Origin of the sequence: Devosia yakushimensis (assembly GCF_030159855.1) — a bacterium.
In the GTDB taxonomy this organism is placed as follows: Bacteria; Pseudomonadota; Alphaproteobacteria; order Rhizobiales; family Devosiaceae; genus Devosia; species Devosia yakushimensis.
This window is the reverse complement of the sequence record NZ_BSNG01000001.1, coordinates 1,888,378-1,904,954: the sequence shown is the minus strand read 5'-3', so window position 1 is coordinate 1,904,954 and position 16,577 is coordinate 1,888,378. Positions and strand designations below refer to the sequence as shown.

Genomic DNA, 16,577 nt, shown 5'->3' with positions numbered 1-16,577 from the left:
GAGGGCCTTTCTCAACCCGGCACAAGTGGCGAGTGGCCCTCGGGTCAAGCCCGAGGGAAGCGATTGTGGTGTGTGGAGATGCTGCAAATTTCTGAGCCCACGATGTCATTCCGGAGCGGGATGAGAGCCCCTATCCCTGAGCCTCCCACCAAATAATACATGACAACATAAATCACCTTTCGTATGGAGAACCACCTCCACGAAAATGGTGCGTCATGTCCGCTCGCTCTGTCGTCCTCGCATTTCCTTTTGCACTGGTCATGGTCGCGGGAGCCGCTGCCCAGCATTTTCCCGTCACGCTCGAGCATGTCTACGGTTCCACCACGATCGAGGCAGCGCCCAAGCGCATCGTCACCTGGGGCTGGGGCAATGAAGATGCGGTGCTTGCCCTTGGCGTGGTTCCGGTGGGCATTCCCTTCCAGTCCTATGGTGGCGGGGAAGACGGCATTCAGCCCTGGCTGGAAGAAGTCCTGGCCGCCGCGGGCGGCGAGCCGCCAACGGTTCTGCCCAACACCGGCGAGCCGCCCTTCGAGCAGATTGCGGCGCTTGAGCCCGATCTGATCATCGCGGCCTTTTCCGGCATCACGCAGGATCAATATGCGCTGCTTTCCGGCATTGCTCCCACCATCGCCTATTCCGGCGACGCCTATTCGGCCACCTGGCAGGAGGTGACCACCACTGTCGGCGCCGCCCTTGGCAAACCGGACGAGGCCGCTGCACTCATCGCCGAAACCGGGCAATTCCTCGCCGATGAGGTCGCCAAATATCCGGACGTTCCCGGCACGACCTTTGCCGGTTTCAATGATTTTGATGGCGCCATCGCGGTCTACGACGCGCTCGATGCGCGCATGAAGTTCCTCACCGGGCTTGGCCTCGTGCTGGCACCCAGCGTTGAAGAGCTCTCCCCGCATGATGGCAAGTTCATCTTTTCGCTGAGCTACGAGGTTTTCGACACGCTCACCAGCGATATCCTACTCACCTATTACGAAGACCAGGCGCCACTCGACGAGTTCCTGACTCGCCCTTACGTCAAGGCCATGCCGCAGATCGAAAAGGGCGCTCTGGCCGCCCTGGTCGGCACGGAAAATGTCGCCGCCGTTTCCCCGCCCAGCGCCTTGTCGCTGCGCTGGGGCTTTCCGCAATATATCGATGTCATCGCCAAGGCCGCCAGCGCGGCCAAGGCCCAGTAATCCGGGGACAACCATGACCATCAAATTCTCGGCCATTGCGCTCGCCGCCATGGCCTTTGCCGGCGGCGTCCATGCCGAGGACAGCTTTCCGGTGACGATCACCACCGCCCTGGGCGATGCGGTCATTCCCGCCAAGCCGCAGCGCGTAGTCACCTGGGGCTGGTCGGCGCAGGATGTGGTGCTCGATCTGGGCATTGTGCCAGTCGGCATGCCCTTTTTCCGCTACGGCGGGGGCGATGATGGCGTGCTGCCCTGGACCGCGGAGGCCGTCGCCAAGCTCGGCGCTGAAATGCCGGTCATCCTGCCCGATTCCGCCGAGCCACCCATCGAAGCCATCGCGGCGCTGCAGCCCGACGTGATCATCGCGCCCTATTCGGGCCTGACCCCGGATGAATTCGCGCTGCTGAGTAACATCGCCCCGGTCGTAGCCTATCCCGAAACGCCCTGGTTTGCCTCCTGGCAGCAGGTGGTCGATCTGACGGGCAAGGCTCTCGGCCTCAGCGCCGAAGCCAAGGCGCTCAAGCAGCAGACCCAGGCCTTCATGCAGGCTGAAGCCGACAAATACCCTGCCATCCAGGGCACCGTCTTTGCCAATGTCATCAACCGCCCGGACGGTTCGGTCGCTGTGCGCATGGAAGAGGACCCGCGCGTCCGCCTGCTGGTCGATCTGGGCATGAAAGCCGCGCCCATGACCCCCGGCGGCCTCATGGTCTCCACCGGCATTTCCTATACGCTGAGCTACGAGACCTTCGACCAGATCGCTGCTGAAATGCTGGTGACCTTCTTCGACAACCAGCAGAGCGCCGACGACTTCCTCAACCTCTCCTATATCAAGCTGGCCCCGCTGGTACAGAAGCACGCCATGGCCATGATCGTGGGCGAGGAAACCATCATGGCCGTCGGCGGCGCCATCACCCCGGCATCCCTGCGCTGGGCCTTTGCCGATTTCATCAAGACCGTCGGTGAAACCGCCGCGGTGGCCAAGGGGCAGTAGCTGAAACCAGGGAGCCGCAATGCAATCCCCTCCCCCTTGAGGGGAGGGCTAGGGTGGGGGTGTCGTGGCCTCCGCGAACTCCATGCTTGTGGATAGCTCGACACCCCCACCCTCAATCCCTCCCCTCAAGGGGGAGGGAGGCCGATCGTGCCGCGCTGGACGCCAGATTCACCCTCCTCACACACTCCTATTGACGGCTAGGCAATTTCCTATGCACATGGCGCCACCATGAGTGATATCGCTTCGTTCCGCCAAACCGTTGAATCCTTTATCGCCGCACGCGGTTGGACGCCGACCCGCTTCGGCCGCACCGTCGCGGGCGATCCGCTCTTCGTGTTCGACCTGCGCGAAGGGCGCGAGCCGCGCTCCGATACGCGGGCGCGTATCCTCAAGGCCATGCAGGACTTTGGCGATGGCGAAACGCTGCCACCGCTGCGCGTGGGCGTTGCGGGCCTTGGCAATGTCGGCGCGACTTTGGTGCGTATCCTGCAGAAAGACGCGGCCGAGCTGACGCGAAAACTGGGCCGCCAATTGGTGGTGACTGCCGTTGCCGCGCGTTCGCGTTCCCGCGACCGCGGCATTGATATTTCCGGGCTCGACTGGTTCGACGATCCGGTGGCCCTGGCCAAATCCGAAGGCATCGATCTCTTCGTCGAACTGATCGGCGGGGAAGACGGTCCGGCCTTCGCGGCGGTCAAAGCCGCCCTCGAAATCGGCCGCCCCGTGGTGACGGCCAACAAGGCCTTGCTCGCCAAACATGGCGTGGGCCTAGCCAAGCTCGCCGAGGAATCCGGCGCTCAGCTCGGCTTCGAGGCCGCAGTGGCCGGTGGCATCCCCGTCATCAAGACCCTGCGCGAAGGCCTCGGCTCGGCCCGCATCGCCAAGGTGTTCGGCATCATGAACGGCACCTGCAATTACATCCTGACGCGCATGGGCAATGAGGACATCTCCTTTGCCGACTGCCTCAAGGATGCTCAGGCGCTCGGCTATGCCGAAGCCGATCCGACCTTCGACGTCGAGGGGTTCGATACCGCCCACAAGCTCTCGATCCTGGCCACGCTCTGCTTCGGTTATGAAATCGCCCCCGATAAGATCCGCGTCGAAGGCATTTCCAAGATCAGCCAGCACGACATCAAGGTCGCGGCCGAGCTCGGCTACAAGATCAAGCTGCTCGGCATCGCCCAGCGCACTGACGATGGCATTGAGCAGCGCGTCCACCCCACTTTCGTGCCCAAGGGCTCGGCCATTGCCGGCGTCGATGGCGTGATGAATGCCGTGGCGCTCGAAACCGACCATGTGCACGAGCTTCTGCTGGCCGGCCCCGGCGCGGGTGGTCCGCCCACCGCATCCTCGGTGCTGTCCGACATTCTCGATATTGCCCGGGGTACCCGCGTGCCGCCGCTCGGCGTGCCCAGCGAAGAGCTGATGCCCTATCGCGAAGCGCCCATGCGCGCCCATCAGGGCGGCTATTATATCCGCCTCAACGCCAAGGACGTGCCCGGCGCCTTGGCTGCTATCGCCACCCGCATGGGTGAGCGCGGCATTTCCATCGATTCCGTCATCCAGCGGTCGGACTTGAGCGCTAAAGCAGTCGCGCCGGACGGCTCGCCGACCCGCACCGTGGTCATGATCACGCAGCAGACTTTGGAATCAGACGTGCGGGACTCGCTTGCGCAGATCGCCGCCGACGGGTTCATAGTGGGCGAACCGCAATTGATCCGGATCGAAACGCTCTGATACCCCTTCGCGGGCAAGTCGGAGCCCGGGGGAGACAGAATGAGACTTTCGAAAGTCGAGGGTGACAGAAATCCCGCCCATCTGCATCGCAGCCTGACGCTGGAATTGGTGCGCGTCACCGAGCGCGCCGCCATCGCCGCCGCCGAATGGCGCGGCAAGGGCGATGAAAAGGCTGCCGACGACGCCGCCGTGCACGCCATGAAGGCCGAGCTGGACCGCGTCGCTATTTCCGGCCGCGTCGTCATCGGCGAGGGCGAAGAGCATGAATGCGATGAATTGTTCATCGGCCAGCCGGTGGGCGCGGGGCAGGGACCCGAGGTCGATATCGCCGTCGATCCGCTCGAAGGGGTAACCCTCTGCGCCAAGAACCAGCCCGATTCCATCGTGGTCCTGGCCATGGCCGAGCGCGGCGGCCTGCTCAATGTCGCCCGCAACGTCTATATGCACAAGATCGCCATCGGCGCCGAATATCCGGCAGGCACGGTCAATATCGAATGGTCGGCCACCGAGAACGTCAAGGCGCTGGCCGGCGTCAAGGGCGTGCCGCTGAGCGAGATCACCGCCATCGTGCTGGATCGCCCCCGCCATGCCGGGCTGATCGAAGAACTGCGCACCGCCGGCGTTGCCGTCAAGCTCATCAGCGATGGCGACATTGCTGGGGTCATCCACGCCGTCAACACCGAGGATACCGGCGTCGATATCTATCTGGGTTCCGGCGGCGCGCCCGAGGGGGTCCTGGCCGCTGCCGCCCTGCGCTGCATTGGCGGCCAGATGCAGGGCAAGCTGATCCTTGATAGCCCGGCCAAGCGCGATCGCGCCCATGCCATGGGCATCACCGACCCCAACCGCATCTACGACGTCACCGACCTGGCCTCCGGCGACGTGCTCTTCGCCGCCACTGGCGTCACCGACGGCACCCTGCTCGAAGGCATCCGCCTGCGCCGCGATTCGGTTGAGACCAACACCATCGTCATGCGCTCCTGGAGCCAGACAGTGCGTTGGATCAGGGCACAGCACGCGCGGTGAACTGCTGATCGGAAAACCACAGCACCACCCCACCCACAATCGTCTCCCTCGGGCTCGACCCGAGGGCCACCCGCAATCCGGCACAATCGGCGAGCGATCCTCGGGTCAAGCCCGAGGAAAGCGGCGGTGAAGGTTGCACTTCAGGCGCTCCTATCACTTCCCCCTCGACCGCCCCCCTCAAATCGCCTACCTCTCGCCCATGCTCGAAGCGCCACGCCCCTTTCTCGACGTCAGCCGTTCGGTCACCGGCCGCGCCTGGATGGATCGTCTGGATGCCAACGCGACCCGCATGGCCGGGGCAATTGCCCAGCGCAGCGGCATCTCGGAAATCCTGGCCCGCATCATCGCAGCGCGCGAGATCACGCTGGAGGATGCCGAAAAGCATCTCGATCCCACCATTCGCGGCCTGATGCCCGATCCCTCGACGCTCACCGCCATGGATGCCCTGGCCGATCGGCTTGCCAAGGCCATCACCGACAATGAAACCATCGCCCTGTTCGGCGACTACGACGTCGACGGCGCCTGTTCCTGCGCTCTCATGGCACGCTATCTGCGCCATTTCGGCATCGACCCACAGGTGCATATCCCCGACCGCATCTTTGAAGGCTATGGCCCCAATAGCGCGGCCATGGACAAGCTGATCGACGGTGGCGCCAGCCTCATCATCACGCTCGATTGCGGCACCACCAGCGATGGCCCCATCGCCCATGCCCGTTCGCGCGGCGCCGATGTCCTGGTCATCGACCACCACCTCTCCGACCACGACCTGCCCAATGCCAATGCGCTGGTCAATCCCAACCGGCCCGACGACATTTCCGGCCTCGGCTATCTCTGCGCCGCCGGCGTCACCTTCATGGTGCTGGTCGCCGTAAACCGCGCCCTGCGCCAGCGCGGCGATACCGGTCTGCCCGATCTGCTGAAACTGCTCGATCTGGTCGCGCTTGCCACCGTCTGCGACGTTGTCCCGCTGGTCGGCCTCAACCGCGCCTTCGTCGTTCGCGGCCTCGAGGTTGCCCGCCGCGGCGATAACAAGGGCATTGCCGCCTTGGCGCTGGCCGCCCGCATCAGCGGCCCGATCAACCCATATCACCTGGGCTTTCTCATCGGCCCGCGCATCAATGCCGGCGGCCGCATCGGCAATGCCGCCATGGGCACCGAATTGCTGACGGTCGATGACGAGCACCATGCGCTCGCCATCGCCGCCCGGCTCGACGAACTCAATTCCGAGCGGCAGCGCATCGAAGTCGAAGCGGTGGAGGAGGCGGCCGCCGTCGCCGAAATGGAGATCGGCAGCGGGGAGGGGCCCCCGGTCCTGGTGCTGGCTTCGGCCAATTGGCATCCCGGCGTCGTCGGTCTCATCGCCGCGCGCCTGCGCGAGCGCTTCGAGCGTCCCACCTTTGCCATCGCTCTCCAGCCCGATGGCACCGGCACCGGCTCGGGCCGTTCCATGCCGGGCGTCGATCTGGGCCGGGCGGTCATCGAGGCGGTAGAATCGGGTCTCATCGCCAAGGGCGGTGGCCACGCCATGGCGGCCGGCGTCACCATCAAGTCGGGCCAACTCGGTCCCTTCCGCTCGTTCCTGGCCGAATCGCTTTCGGTCGATGTCTCCGCCGCCCGCGCCATGACCGCGCTCAAGATCGACGCGGCCCTGACCGCGCGGGGCGCCACGGTCGACCTGATTCACGATATCGAACGCGCCGGGCCCTATGGCTCGGGCAACCCCAATCCGGTCTTCGCCTTCCCCGCCCACAAGGCCAAATTCGCCCAGATCGTGGGCAAGGGCGGCCATGTCAGCTTCACCCTGACTTCGGGCGATGGCGCGCGCCTCAAGGCCATTGCTTTCCGAGCCGCCAACACCGCCATTGGCGATGCCCTGCTGCGCGAAACCGACACCGCCTTCCACTTTGCCGGCGGCCTTTCCATCGATCATTACCAGGGCCGCGAGCAGGTTCAGTTCCGCCTGACAGACCTCGCCCGGCCCAAGGGCTGACCGCTGGATTTCCAGCATTCTCAGCCCTTTGGCGAGCACTGCGGCACCCATAAGCGATTGAAACTGCTGCTTGCATATCCATTTATGACAGCTAAACTAGTCATGGGCATGCATCTGGTCAGCACTGGTTTTGTCGCTCACCTGCATGCCGTCGACGCTTGAATTCAGGCGACAGCTCAGAAGCCGCCGCCATTGCTTTGCGATATTTGGACCCGGCGGCTCGATGACCAAAACAGCAGTTGAGAAAAGCGGTCCCGGCACCACGCCGTGGACGAATTTTGCATCCTGGGTTGTGGAGCGCATCGGCGTAGCGCTGATCGGGCATCCCCGCCACGGCGCCGTCACCGTCATTTTCCCCAATGGCCGGACCCGCACGGTCGGCAACCCGGCAACGGGCGAGCATGCCGTGCTGCGGCTCAACAATTTCAAAGTCCTGTCCGAGGCCATGCAGCGCGGCACGGTCGGCTTTGCCGCAGCCTATATGCGCGGCGATATCGAGGTCGATGACCTGACGGCCCTGTTCCGCTTCTTCCTGCAGAATCGCGACATGTTCGAAAGCGCCAATCCCGGCTTCTTCCGCCGCGCCGCGGGCGATCTGCACTATCATCTCTCGCGCCGCAATACGCTGGAAGGCTCCAAGAAGAACATTGCCGAGCATTATGACCTGGGCAACGACTTCTACGGCATGTGGCTGGACCCCTCGATGACCTATTCGTCGGCGGTCTTCACCTCCGGCGACCAGAGTCTTGAGGAAGCCCAACTCGCCAAATATCAGCGCGTCGCCGACATGGCCGGCATCACCGAGGGCTCCTCGGTGCTCGAGATCGGCTGTGGTTGGGGCGGTTTCGCCGAAACCGTCGCCCGCGATTACCGGGCCAACCTCCGCGGCATCACCCTTTCCGCCGAACAGCTCAAATATGGTCAGGAGCGTCTTGCCCGCCAGGGGCTGGACAAGCTCGCCACCCTTGTCTTCGAGGATTATCGCCATACCGAGGGCCAGTTCGACCATATCGGTTCCATCGAGATGATCGAGGCCGTGGGCGAGGACAATTGGCCCAGCTATTTCCAGACCGTGCATGACCGGCTCAAGCCGGGTGGCACCGCCGCCATCCAGGCCATCACTATCAATGAGGCCGATTTCGACGGCTATCGGTCTGGTCCCGATTTCATTCAGCGCTACATCTTCCCCGGCGGCATGCTGCTGACCAAGACGGTGATGCGTGAATTCGGGGACAAGGTCGGGCTGGTGCTCGAAAATGTCGAGAATTTCCGCCTGTCCTATGCCAAGACGCTAAAACTCTGGCGCGAGCGGTTCCTCGAGCGCTGGCCCATGATCGCGCCCCTCGGCTATGACGAGGAATTCAAGCGCAAATGGGTCTATTACCTCAGCTATTGCGAGGCCGGCTTCACCGAAGGCTCCATCGACGTCGGCATCTATCAATACCGCAAGCCAGCCTGATCGGCCCGGCTCCTGGCGCCGCCTCACCTCTCCCTTGTGGGGGCGGCGCCGAGGGTGCGGGTGATGCGCGGATGTAAGCTCTGCCCCCGTGTTGGGGGGCAGAACCCACCCACCCACCGTGTCATCCCGGCGCAGGCCGGGATCCATGCTGAAGGCTATCAGCGCCATCCAGTGTGAAGACAGAGCATGGATGACATCGTGGGCGGATTCGAGCTCGCGGAGGAGGGGGGGAGGCGTCGAGGTCTCCGATCCCCGGTAGACCACAGGGTCAAGGGCCGCAACGGGCCAAATGCCAATCCCCTCCAAACATGACTTGACCTCTCAGGTTTGCCCCCGTTAGGTAGCCCCGTTTCGCTTCAAGCGACGGAGCTGCCGACCATGATCAGAACCTTCTCGCGGCTTGTGCTGTCGGCGCTGTTCGTTTCCCTGTCCGCTGCCGCCTTTGCCGCTGGCTGGACCTATACGGACGGCTCCGGCCAGACCGTGACGCTCGATGCGCCACCCGCGCGCATCATTGCCAGCCAGGATGCGGCCGCCGGCCTCATTCCACTCGGCATCCGCCCCGTCGGCATCTATGCCGATAGCCCCGTTGCCGACGCCAAGGCCTTGCAGGGCCTCGATCTCACTGGCATCACCATTATCGGCGAGGCCTGGGGCGAGATCGATATCGAAAAGGCCGCCGCGCTCGAGCCCGACCTGATCATTGCCGAGTATTGGCCCGTCTCCCAGGAATGGAGCGGGGGCAACAAGCTCACCGGCCCCGATAGCCCCTTCAGCACCCTGGCGCCGATCACCGGCGTCACCGTGGGCGATTCCATCATCGCCGTGGTCGAGGAATATGAAGAGCTGGCGCAAAGCCTTGGCGCCGATCTCGCCAAGCCGGAAATCGCCGCCGAAAAGGCCCGTTTCGAGACTTCCCGCGAAGCCTTCAGCGCTGCCGTCGCCGACAAGCCTGATCTCACCGCCATGGCGGTCTTTGCCGGCAATGACGCCCTCTATGTCGCAACGCCCGTGGGCAGTTCCGAGCTGTCTGATTTCCGCGCCTGGGGCCTCGATATCATCGTGCCCGACGCCGTCGATCAGCACGGCTATTTCGAGAATATCAGCTGGGAAAATGCCGACAAATACCAGCCCGATCTGCTCATGCTCGACAATCGCACCAGCACGCAATTGCAGATCGCCCAGGCCCAGCCCACCTGGACACTGATGAAGGCGGCCGCGGCCGGCGCCGTCACCGAATGGCCTGCCTATTGGCTGCGCAATTACGGCGCCTATGCTGGGGCGCTCGACAAGCTGACCGCCGCCATTCAGGCCACCGACGCAGATCTTTCGGAGTAAGCGATGCACGCCGCGCTCAAGACCACGCTCCTCGCCGCCTTTGCCATTCTGCCGGCATTCGCCCAGGCCGAGCCCTGGACCTATACCGATGGCGCGGGCGAGACGATCACGCTCGAACAGGTGCCCACCCGCATCATCGCTACCGAGGACGCGGCCGCCGCGCTGATCCCGCTGGGCATCCGGCCCGTCGGCATTATCGGCAATAGCCTGCCCGAAGACTCCAAGGCCCTACAGGGCCTCGATCTCGCGGGGATTGAAATGGTGGGCGTGACCCACAACGAGATCGATCTCGAAAAGGCCGCCATCCTGCAGCCCGATCTGGTCATTGCCGAATATTGGCCGCTGGACAAGGAATGGGGCGGTGGCGCCGCCGTTACCGGTCCGGGCAGCCCGCTGCGCGAACTGGCGCCTGTAACTGGCCCGGCCCAGCTCGATAGTGTCGTCGGCCTGATCGAGGAATATGAGGCGCTTGCCGCCAGCCTCGGCGCCGATCTGTCCGCTCCCGCCATTGCCGAGGCCAAGGCCGAATTCGAACGCGCCCGCGACGCCTTCTCCGCCGCCGCACAGGCCAAGCCGAACCTGACGGCTCTTGCCGTCTGGGCCGGCAATGATGGCCTCTGGGTCGCCGCGCCCGAAGGCGCCGCCGAATTGATGGATTTGCAGCGCTGGGGCCTCGATTTCCTCAAGACCGACCTCAACCCCGATAGCGGTTATTGGGAAACGGTGAGCTGGGAACGCTCCGACAAATATCAGCCCGATATCATCCTCATAGACAATCGCGTCGCCACCAATCGCGCCAATGCCGAGGCCAAGCCCACCTGGACCGCCATCAAGGCCGCGGCCGACGGTTCCGTCGGTGAATGGCCCGCCTATTGGCTGCGCAATTATCGCGCCTATGCCGGGGAGCTGGACAAGCTCACTGCCGTCGTCGAGGCGGCCGACGAGAATCTGACCAGCGAACAATGACTTTTGCCGAGCCCATAGCCGGCGTTCGCCGGCAGGTGCCATTGCTGGCCGGCCTTATCGGTCTGGCGGTGATCGTGCTGGCCATCGCCTTCCTGTCGATCACCGTCGGCGCGCGCCCGGTGACGCTTGACACCGTCTGGGCGGCGCTCACCGCCTATGATCCCAATTCCACCGATCACCGCATCATCTGGGAGCTGCGGCTGCCGCGTACGGTCGTCGGACTGCTGGTTGGCGCTGCACTCGGACTGGCTGGGGCTGTGCTGCAAGGCGCCACGCGCAATCCGCTGGCCGACCCATCCATTCTGGGCATCCATGCCGGCGCCGCGCTTTTCGTCGTGCTGGGCGTGGCCGTCCTGGGCATCAGCCAGCTCAGCCTCTATGTCTGGCTGGCCTTTGCCGGGGCAGGGGCCGCCATGCTGGCCGTCTACGCCATCGCCTCGGTTGGCCGCGAAGGCGCCACGCCCATCAAGCTGGCGCTGGCCGGTTCGGCCATGACAGCGGCGCTGCAATCGATCGTCAGCGCGATCCTGCTCACCAGCCCGCGCACGCTCGACGAAGTCCGCTTCTGGCAGGTCGGCTCCCTGGCCGGCCGCAGCATGGATGTCGTCGTGCAGGTCGCGCCGTTCCTCGCTATCGGCATTGTGCTGGCCCTGGCCTCGGGCCGCATGCTCGATGGGCTTTCCATGGGCGAAGACGTGGCGCGTGCCCTGGGCCAGAATGTCAGGCGCTCGCGAGCCATTGCCGGACTTGCCGCCGTCATTCTCGCCGGCGCCTCCACCGCCGCCGCCGGCCCCATCGCCTTTGTCGGCCTCACCGTGCCCCATGTGGCGCGCGCCATAACCGGCCCGAACTATCGCTGGATTCTGCCCTATTCCATGCTGCTGGCGCCCATCCTGCTGCTCGGCGCCGACATATTGGGCCGCATCATCGCGCCTCCCGGCGAAGTGCAGGTGGGCATCGTCACCGCTTTCCTCGGCGCGCCCTTCTTCATCGCGCTGGTGCGCCGCCGCAAGCTGGCTACGCTATGACCCTGGCTCTTGATCAATCAGCCATTGTCCGGTCCATTCGCGGCCGCCTCGCTCTGCGCCGGCGGGGCGTCACGCTCGGTCTGGCCCTGGCATTGGCACTGGCCTTCGCGCTGTCGCTCTATCTCGGCGATTATCCCGTTGCGCCGGCCGATGTGCTGCGCTCGCTCTTTTCCCCGCTGACGGGCGAGATCAACAAGGGCGTCGATTTCATCGTGCTCAATGTGCGCGTGCCGCGTGCCGTCCTTGCTGTCCTCACGGGCATGTCCTTCGCCCTGTCCGGAATCACTTTCCAAACATTGTTGCGTAACCCCTTGGCCAGCCCCGATATTATCGGCATTTCCCATGGCGCCAGCGCCTCTGCCGTGTTCTGCATCATCGTCTTCGGCATGTCTGGCCTCTGGGTCTCCTTCGGCGCCTTTGCCGGCGCCATCCTCACGGCCCTGGCCATTTATGGCCTGGCCTGGCGCAATGGCGTCACCGCCTATCGCGTCGTGCTGATCGGCATCGGCATGGCGGCGATCATGAGCGCGGTCATGTCCTATCTCTTCACTCGCGCCCGGCTTTTCGAAGTGCAACAGGCCCTGGCCTGGTTGATCGGCAGCCTTAATGCCGCCAATGCCGCGGATATCTATCCGCTCGCTTTGGCCCTCGTCGTGCTGATCCCGCTGACCATCGCCCTGGTCCGCACGCTCGATGCCATGCAATTGGGCGACGATACGGCCACCGCACTGGGCGCCCGCGTCGAATTCTCCCGCCTGGGGCTGATCCTTGCTGCGGTCGGCTACGCCGCCTTTGCCACAGCCGCCGTTGGCCCTGTCGGCTTTGTCGCTTTCGTCGCCGGCCCGATCGCCCGCCGCCTCCTCAATGGCGCCGGCAATGGCTTTCTGCAGGCCGCGCTGGTTGGCGCTCTGGTCATGCTCGGTTCCGATATGGTGGCGCAGCATGCGCTGCCATCCATTCAATTGCCCGTGGGCGTCGTTACCGGCGTCTTCGGTGCGCTCTTCCTGCTCTGGTTGCTGATGGCATCCAATCGGGCAGGGCGGGTCAACTAGGGGAGGGCAGCCATGTCCGCCAATCACCAGCTTATCGCCGCCGGCATGGATCTGGGCTATGGCGACCGCCAGGTCGTCGCCGATTTCAACCTGACCGTGCCGCCAGGCAAGCTCACCGTCATTGTCGGCGCCAATGCCTGCGGCAAGTCAACCGTACTGCGTGGCATGGCGCGGCTGCTGGCGCCCACGCGCGGCGCGGTCTATCTCGATGGCAAGCCCATCCACACCATGCCGACGCGCGAAGTCGCGACCGTTCTCGGCGTCCTGCCGCAATCCCCCATTGCGCCCGACGCCATCGTCGTTGCCGACCTGGTCGGCCGCGGCCGCTATCCGCATCAAGGCTGGTTCCGCCGCTGGACCCCGGAAGACGATGAAGCCGTGGCCGAGGCCCTGCGCGCCACCGACACGCTCGAGCTGGCCGACCGGCCCGTCGACGAGCTCTCGGGCGGCCAGCGCCAACGCGTTTGGATCGCCATGGCCCTGGCCCAGCAGACCGATCTGCTGCTGCTCGACGAGCCGACCACTTTCCTCGATATCAATCATCAGGTCGAAGTCCTCGACCTGTTGACCGACCTGGTCCGCAACAATGGCCGCACGGTCGTCGTCGTACTGCACGATCTCAACCTGGCCTGTCGGTATGCCGACCACATCGTCGCCATGAAAGCCGGACGTCTCGTTGCCGAGGGCAAGCCGTCGGAGGTGATGACCGAAGCCATCGTCGCCGACGTCTTCGGCATGGCCTCGCGCGTCGTGATCGACCCCATCTCGGACACCCCCATGATCGTCCCCATCGGCCGCCACCATGTCGGCGCGGCAGCGCTGGCTTAGCCCCTAAAGAACGCCGGTCTGCCTGGCTATGGCCACGCCCGTCACCAGCAGCACGGCGAACAGGGCGAGAAAGCCAAGCGCAATGGTCAATGCCGCGGTGAGATGCGCGCGGCCGGCGGCCATTCCACCATCCTGCATCAGCCAGGCCGCTTCCGTGCGGACATACCAGGCAAGGCCCAGCACGAGGATGGCGATCCCAGCCAGAATTGCCGCCGGATTGCCATGCTGACCGACGATCAGCGCCAGATTGATGGTGAGAATGAACGGCGCCGCCGCATAGCACTGGCTGTAGAACACCGGCTGCAGCGTTTTGCGCGTCAGCCGCGCCCCCCGCCGCCGCACATCGCGCAGCGCCAGCAACAGCGGAAAGAGGCTGAAGGCTATGGCCCTGAAAAACAGCAGATTGCGCTCATCGGCAAACACATCGGGTAGGACAACCGTGGATTGCACGCCAAATTGCAGCCCGACGAGATGGGCGATGAACAGCGTCAGCAGCAGAAAAATCGGCGGGCTCAACGCATCGTCATACCGTTCCGCATCGCTGTCGCTGAGTTCGGTCCCGGCATAGGTCATCATCTGAAGAGGCCGCCGGATGCAGCGCCACAGGGTCAGCGGATAGAACAAGATCCAGGTGACGAGTTCGTAGAGCAATTCCTCCACGGACTTGAGAAGGCGCATGAAGTCCAAGCCGATCCCTCCGTCGCTGCAGCCGCTTAGCTATGCGATGGCCGGGGGTCTCAGGCAATGGGAAATAGCCCATCCGCAAGCCGGCGTCATTTGATTCAAATCGGCGCACGGACCTTAAAGACTCGGAAACCAGATACCGGCACCCTATCCGTGCGGCTACCTATGAAAGAGGCCGCCATGATCAAGAATTCCCTTCCCGATCCCCGCTATGAATGCGTCCGCGACCATCTTGAGCAGGCGCTGGCTATTGCCCCCAAGGTCCTCGATGCTGCGCCGCTGCGCGCCCATATCGAAATCGCCGTGGAAGCCGCCATCGAGCTGGCCTATCGGGCTGGCGCCGAAGACGGCACGTTGCCGCTTTTCGAGGCTGACCGGGCAATTCGCGACTGATGTCGCCCGCCCTGCGTGCCGAAAAGCCTGTCGGCGCAACATTTTACTTGATCGAGAAGTCTAAGTATTTGCAGTATGGACTATTACTGCGATTATCGTTCGTCCGTTCTTGATGGAGGATCAGAAACAGGCGTCGATATATTGGCGCAATTGCTGCCTATACGATGCTTCTCCCGGCATCTCATGGACGCCGGAAATCTCGTGCATGATGCCGCGCCGCGTGCCGATGAGCTGGCGCTGAGAATACCAGTGTTCTTACGGGCGCCTTGCTGTCCGTTCGGCGTTTTATTCAGCGAGGTTCAAATGTCCCTGAGAGCTGGACGTCTGGAATATGTCGAAACGATCCGTGGTCTTGCCTGCCTGCTGCTGGTTTCTTTCCACGTTACGGGCGCCGACGTCACCGATGGACTGGGGCTGGATCAGTGGCATCCGCTACGCATCGTCAATGACGCGCTCGACAATTCGCGCATGCCGATTTTCTCCTTCATCTCGGGTTTTGTGCTGAGTGCTGTCATTGTCAGCCTCAGCCAGTGGCAAGGGGCCATAACCAGCAAGGTCAAGCGCCTGCTGCTGCCCATGGTGACGGCAAGCATCATCTTTTACGTCTTGCGCGCCGCCGCGGGTTATGACCAGCAGCCATTCCTCTCCATTTTCTTCGTGCAATACGCCCATTTCTGGTTCCTGCAGGCCACCTTCGTGCTCACGGCGCTGCTGCTCACCCTGAGTTTCCTGCTCAAGGGGCGCAGCGACCTGGCCGCCATTATCCTGATCGTGTTCTTTGTGCCGGTATTCATCTTTGCCGAGCGCTGGGACCCCAACATCATGTCCATGTACCAGGGGTGCTACCTGGCGCCATTTTTCTATGCCGGCCATCTCTTCGCCTATTATCTGCGCCGCCGGGCGCAGGAGGGGGAGGGCGATATCACGCCCTGGATGACCATGGCGCTTGGCGTTGTGCTGGCCTTGCTGCTGGCCATCAATATCGCGCTGATCCTAAGCCTTATTCAGGTGCCCCGCCCGATCGAGCATATCCACCAGATCATCCTCGGGCTCGGCAGCGCGCTATTCCTGTTCCTGCTCAAGCCGCGTTCCAGGATATTGCTGTTTTTTGGCCCCTACACCTACGCCATCTTCCTCTACCACGTGACCTTTACGGGAACGACGCGGGAGGTAATCCAGAAAATCTGGCCCAGCATCGCCCCCGAACTGATCTTCCTGCCCGCATTTCTCATGGGCGTCTTCGCCCCCATCCTGGTTGAAAAGCTGGCGCTCAAAAACGATCTGACGGCGCTCTTCCTGCTGGGAATCGATCTCAAGGCGCAACGCCGCAAGGCCGCCCGCCGCGCCAATGAGGAAACCCAGGCCGCAAAAGGCACTTGGCTCCCACCCTCCGCCCCCGGAGAAAAGATCAGCGGCCTCAGCGGCCCATAGGGTAGGCGCGGGGCTGTTCGCCCCTACCTCGGCGCCAGCCTTTGCGAGCGCATGAAGGCAAGCCTGGCCGCGATGACGATGATTGTCGGCAGCAAAAGCGTCACCGCCGTATCCAGGATCGTCCCGCGGACCTCAATTCCGTTGCGGCGCGGCAGGTCTCCGATAGCGTCGGATATCTCATTGGCCGATTGCAGGGCCAGCACGGCAAGCCAGGGCCACCAGCTGCGTAGCGGGGCCCGGAATATCAGGATACAGAGGAAATAGACCAGCAGGCCCAACAGAACGTGCAATGCCACATCGGGAATACCCGTCGCGGTGCGAATAACGTCTTTGGCGGCCTCGATCATCGACAAGTCGCTCCGGACTTAAGAAGATTACCTTTGCTGGCGGGCGCCGTTGCCCGCTGCGAATCCATGCCTGCATAGCAAGCATATTTGCCTGGAAGGGAACGAGGCCTGACC

The 16,577-nt window shown here is 63.7% G+C and carries 15 protein-coding genes; 13 read left to right on the top strand and 2 right to left on the bottom strand.

Features of this window, described 5'->3' with window-relative positions; genetic code table 11:
- Positions 1-215 precede the first annotated feature (215 nt).
- The 11 genes from QQL79_RS09370 to QQL79_RS09320 all read left to right on the top strand — a co-directional run bounded on the left by QQL79_RS09370 (position 216) and on the right by QQL79_RS09320 (position 13,608).
- Positions 216-1,190, top strand: coding sequence for an ABC transporter substrate-binding protein (locus tag QQL79_RS09370; protein ID WP_284390116.1), 975 nt, complete (start codon positions 216-218; stop codon positions 1,188-1,190).
- Between the two features lie 13 nt (positions 1,191-1,203).
- Entirely contained in the window at positions 1,204-2,184 is a 981-nt protein-coding gene (locus QQL79_RS09365) for an ABC transporter substrate-binding protein (protein ID WP_284390114.1), read from the top strand.
- Between the two features lie 396 nt (positions 2,185-2,580).
- Complete coding sequence (locus tag QQL79_RS09360) at positions 2,581-3,921, top strand: homoserine dehydrogenase (RefSeq protein ID WP_284392856.1); 1,341 nt, start codon at positions 2,581-2,583, stop codon at positions 3,919-3,921.
- Between the two features lie 39 nt (positions 3,922-3,960).
- Positions 3,961-4,947, top strand: coding sequence for a class II fructose-bisphosphatase (gene glpX, locus QQL79_RS09355; RefSeq protein ID WP_284390112.1), 987 nt, complete (start codon positions 3,961-3,963; stop codon positions 4,945-4,947).
- Between the two features lie 199 nt (positions 4,948-5,146).
- Positions 5,147-6,937 carry a single-stranded-DNA-specific exonuclease RecJ gene (gene recJ / locus QQL79_RS09350; RefSeq protein WP_284390110.1) on the top strand — a complete coding sequence of 597 codons (1,791 nt, stop codon included), beginning with the start codon at positions 5,147-5,149 and terminating at the stop codon, positions 6,935-6,937.
- A 223-nt stretch (positions 6,938-7,160) separates the two neighbouring features.
- Complete coding sequence (locus QQL79_RS09345; protein WP_284390108.1) at positions 7,161-8,396, top strand: SAM-dependent methyltransferase; 1,236 nt, start codon at positions 7,161-7,163, stop codon at positions 8,394-8,396.
- Positions 8,397-8,774: 378 nt separating this feature from the next.
- Positions 8,775-9,734, top strand: a complete 960-nt coding sequence (locus tag QQL79_RS09340; RefSeq protein WP_284390106.1) for an ABC transporter substrate-binding protein — start codon at positions 8,775-8,777, stop codon at positions 9,732-9,734.
- A 3-nt stretch (positions 9,735-9,737) separates the two neighbouring features.
- Entirely contained in the window at positions 9,738-10,700 is a 963-nt protein-coding gene (locus QQL79_RS09335) for an ABC transporter substrate-binding protein (protein ID WP_284390104.1), read from the top strand.
- On the top strand, positions 10,697-11,728 hold the full coding sequence (locus QQL79_RS09330) for a FecCD family ABC transporter permease (RefSeq protein WP_284390102.1): 1,032 nt from the start codon (positions 10,697-10,699) through the stop codon (positions 11,726-11,728). Before QQL79_RS09335 ends, QQL79_RS09330 begins: the two co-directional genes overlap by 4 nt.
- Positions 11,725-12,780, top strand: coding sequence for a FecCD family ABC transporter permease (locus QQL79_RS09325; RefSeq protein ID WP_284390100.1), 1,056 nt, complete (start codon positions 11,725-11,727; stop codon positions 12,778-12,780). The genes QQL79_RS09330 and QQL79_RS09325 overlap by 4 nt, the downstream gene beginning before the upstream one ends.
- Before the next feature lie 12 nt (positions 12,781-12,792).
- The gene (locus QQL79_RS09320; protein WP_284390098.1) at positions 12,793-13,608 is read left to right on the top strand and encodes an ABC transporter ATP-binding protein; all 816 of its coding nucleotides are present in this window, start codon (positions 12,793-12,795) and stop codon (positions 13,606-13,608) included.
- A 3-nt stretch (positions 13,609-13,611) separates the two neighbouring features.
- On the opposite strand, the gene QQL79_RS09315 is transcribed toward QQL79_RS09320, so the two are convergent.
- A complete protein-coding gene (locus tag QQL79_RS09315) occupies positions 13,612-14,295 on the bottom strand; it encodes a permease (RefSeq protein ID WP_284390097.1) in 684 nt (227 codons plus the stop codon).
- A gap of 177 nt (positions 14,296-14,472) precedes the next feature.
- On the opposite strand from QQL79_RS09315, the gene QQL79_RS09310 reads away from it, so the two are divergent.
- A complete protein-coding gene (locus QQL79_RS09310; protein ID WP_284390096.1) occupies positions 14,473-14,685 on the top strand; it encodes a hypothetical protein in 213 nt (70 codons plus the stop codon).
- Positions 14,686-14,988: 303 nt separating this feature from the next.
- The gene (locus QQL79_RS09305; RefSeq protein ID WP_284390094.1) at positions 14,989-16,116 is read left to right on the top strand and encodes an acyltransferase family protein; all 1,128 of its coding nucleotides are present in this window, start codon (positions 14,989-14,991) and stop codon (positions 16,114-16,116) included.
- Between the two features lie 23 nt (positions 16,117-16,139).
- Here the strand turns inward: QQL79_RS09305 and QQL79_RS09300 are convergent, their stop codons facing one another.
- Positions 16,140-16,463, bottom strand: a complete 324-nt coding sequence (locus QQL79_RS09300) for a hypothetical protein (protein WP_284390092.1) — start codon at positions 16,461-16,463, stop codon at positions 16,140-16,142.
- Between the last annotated feature and the right edge of the window lie 114 nt (positions 16,464-16,577).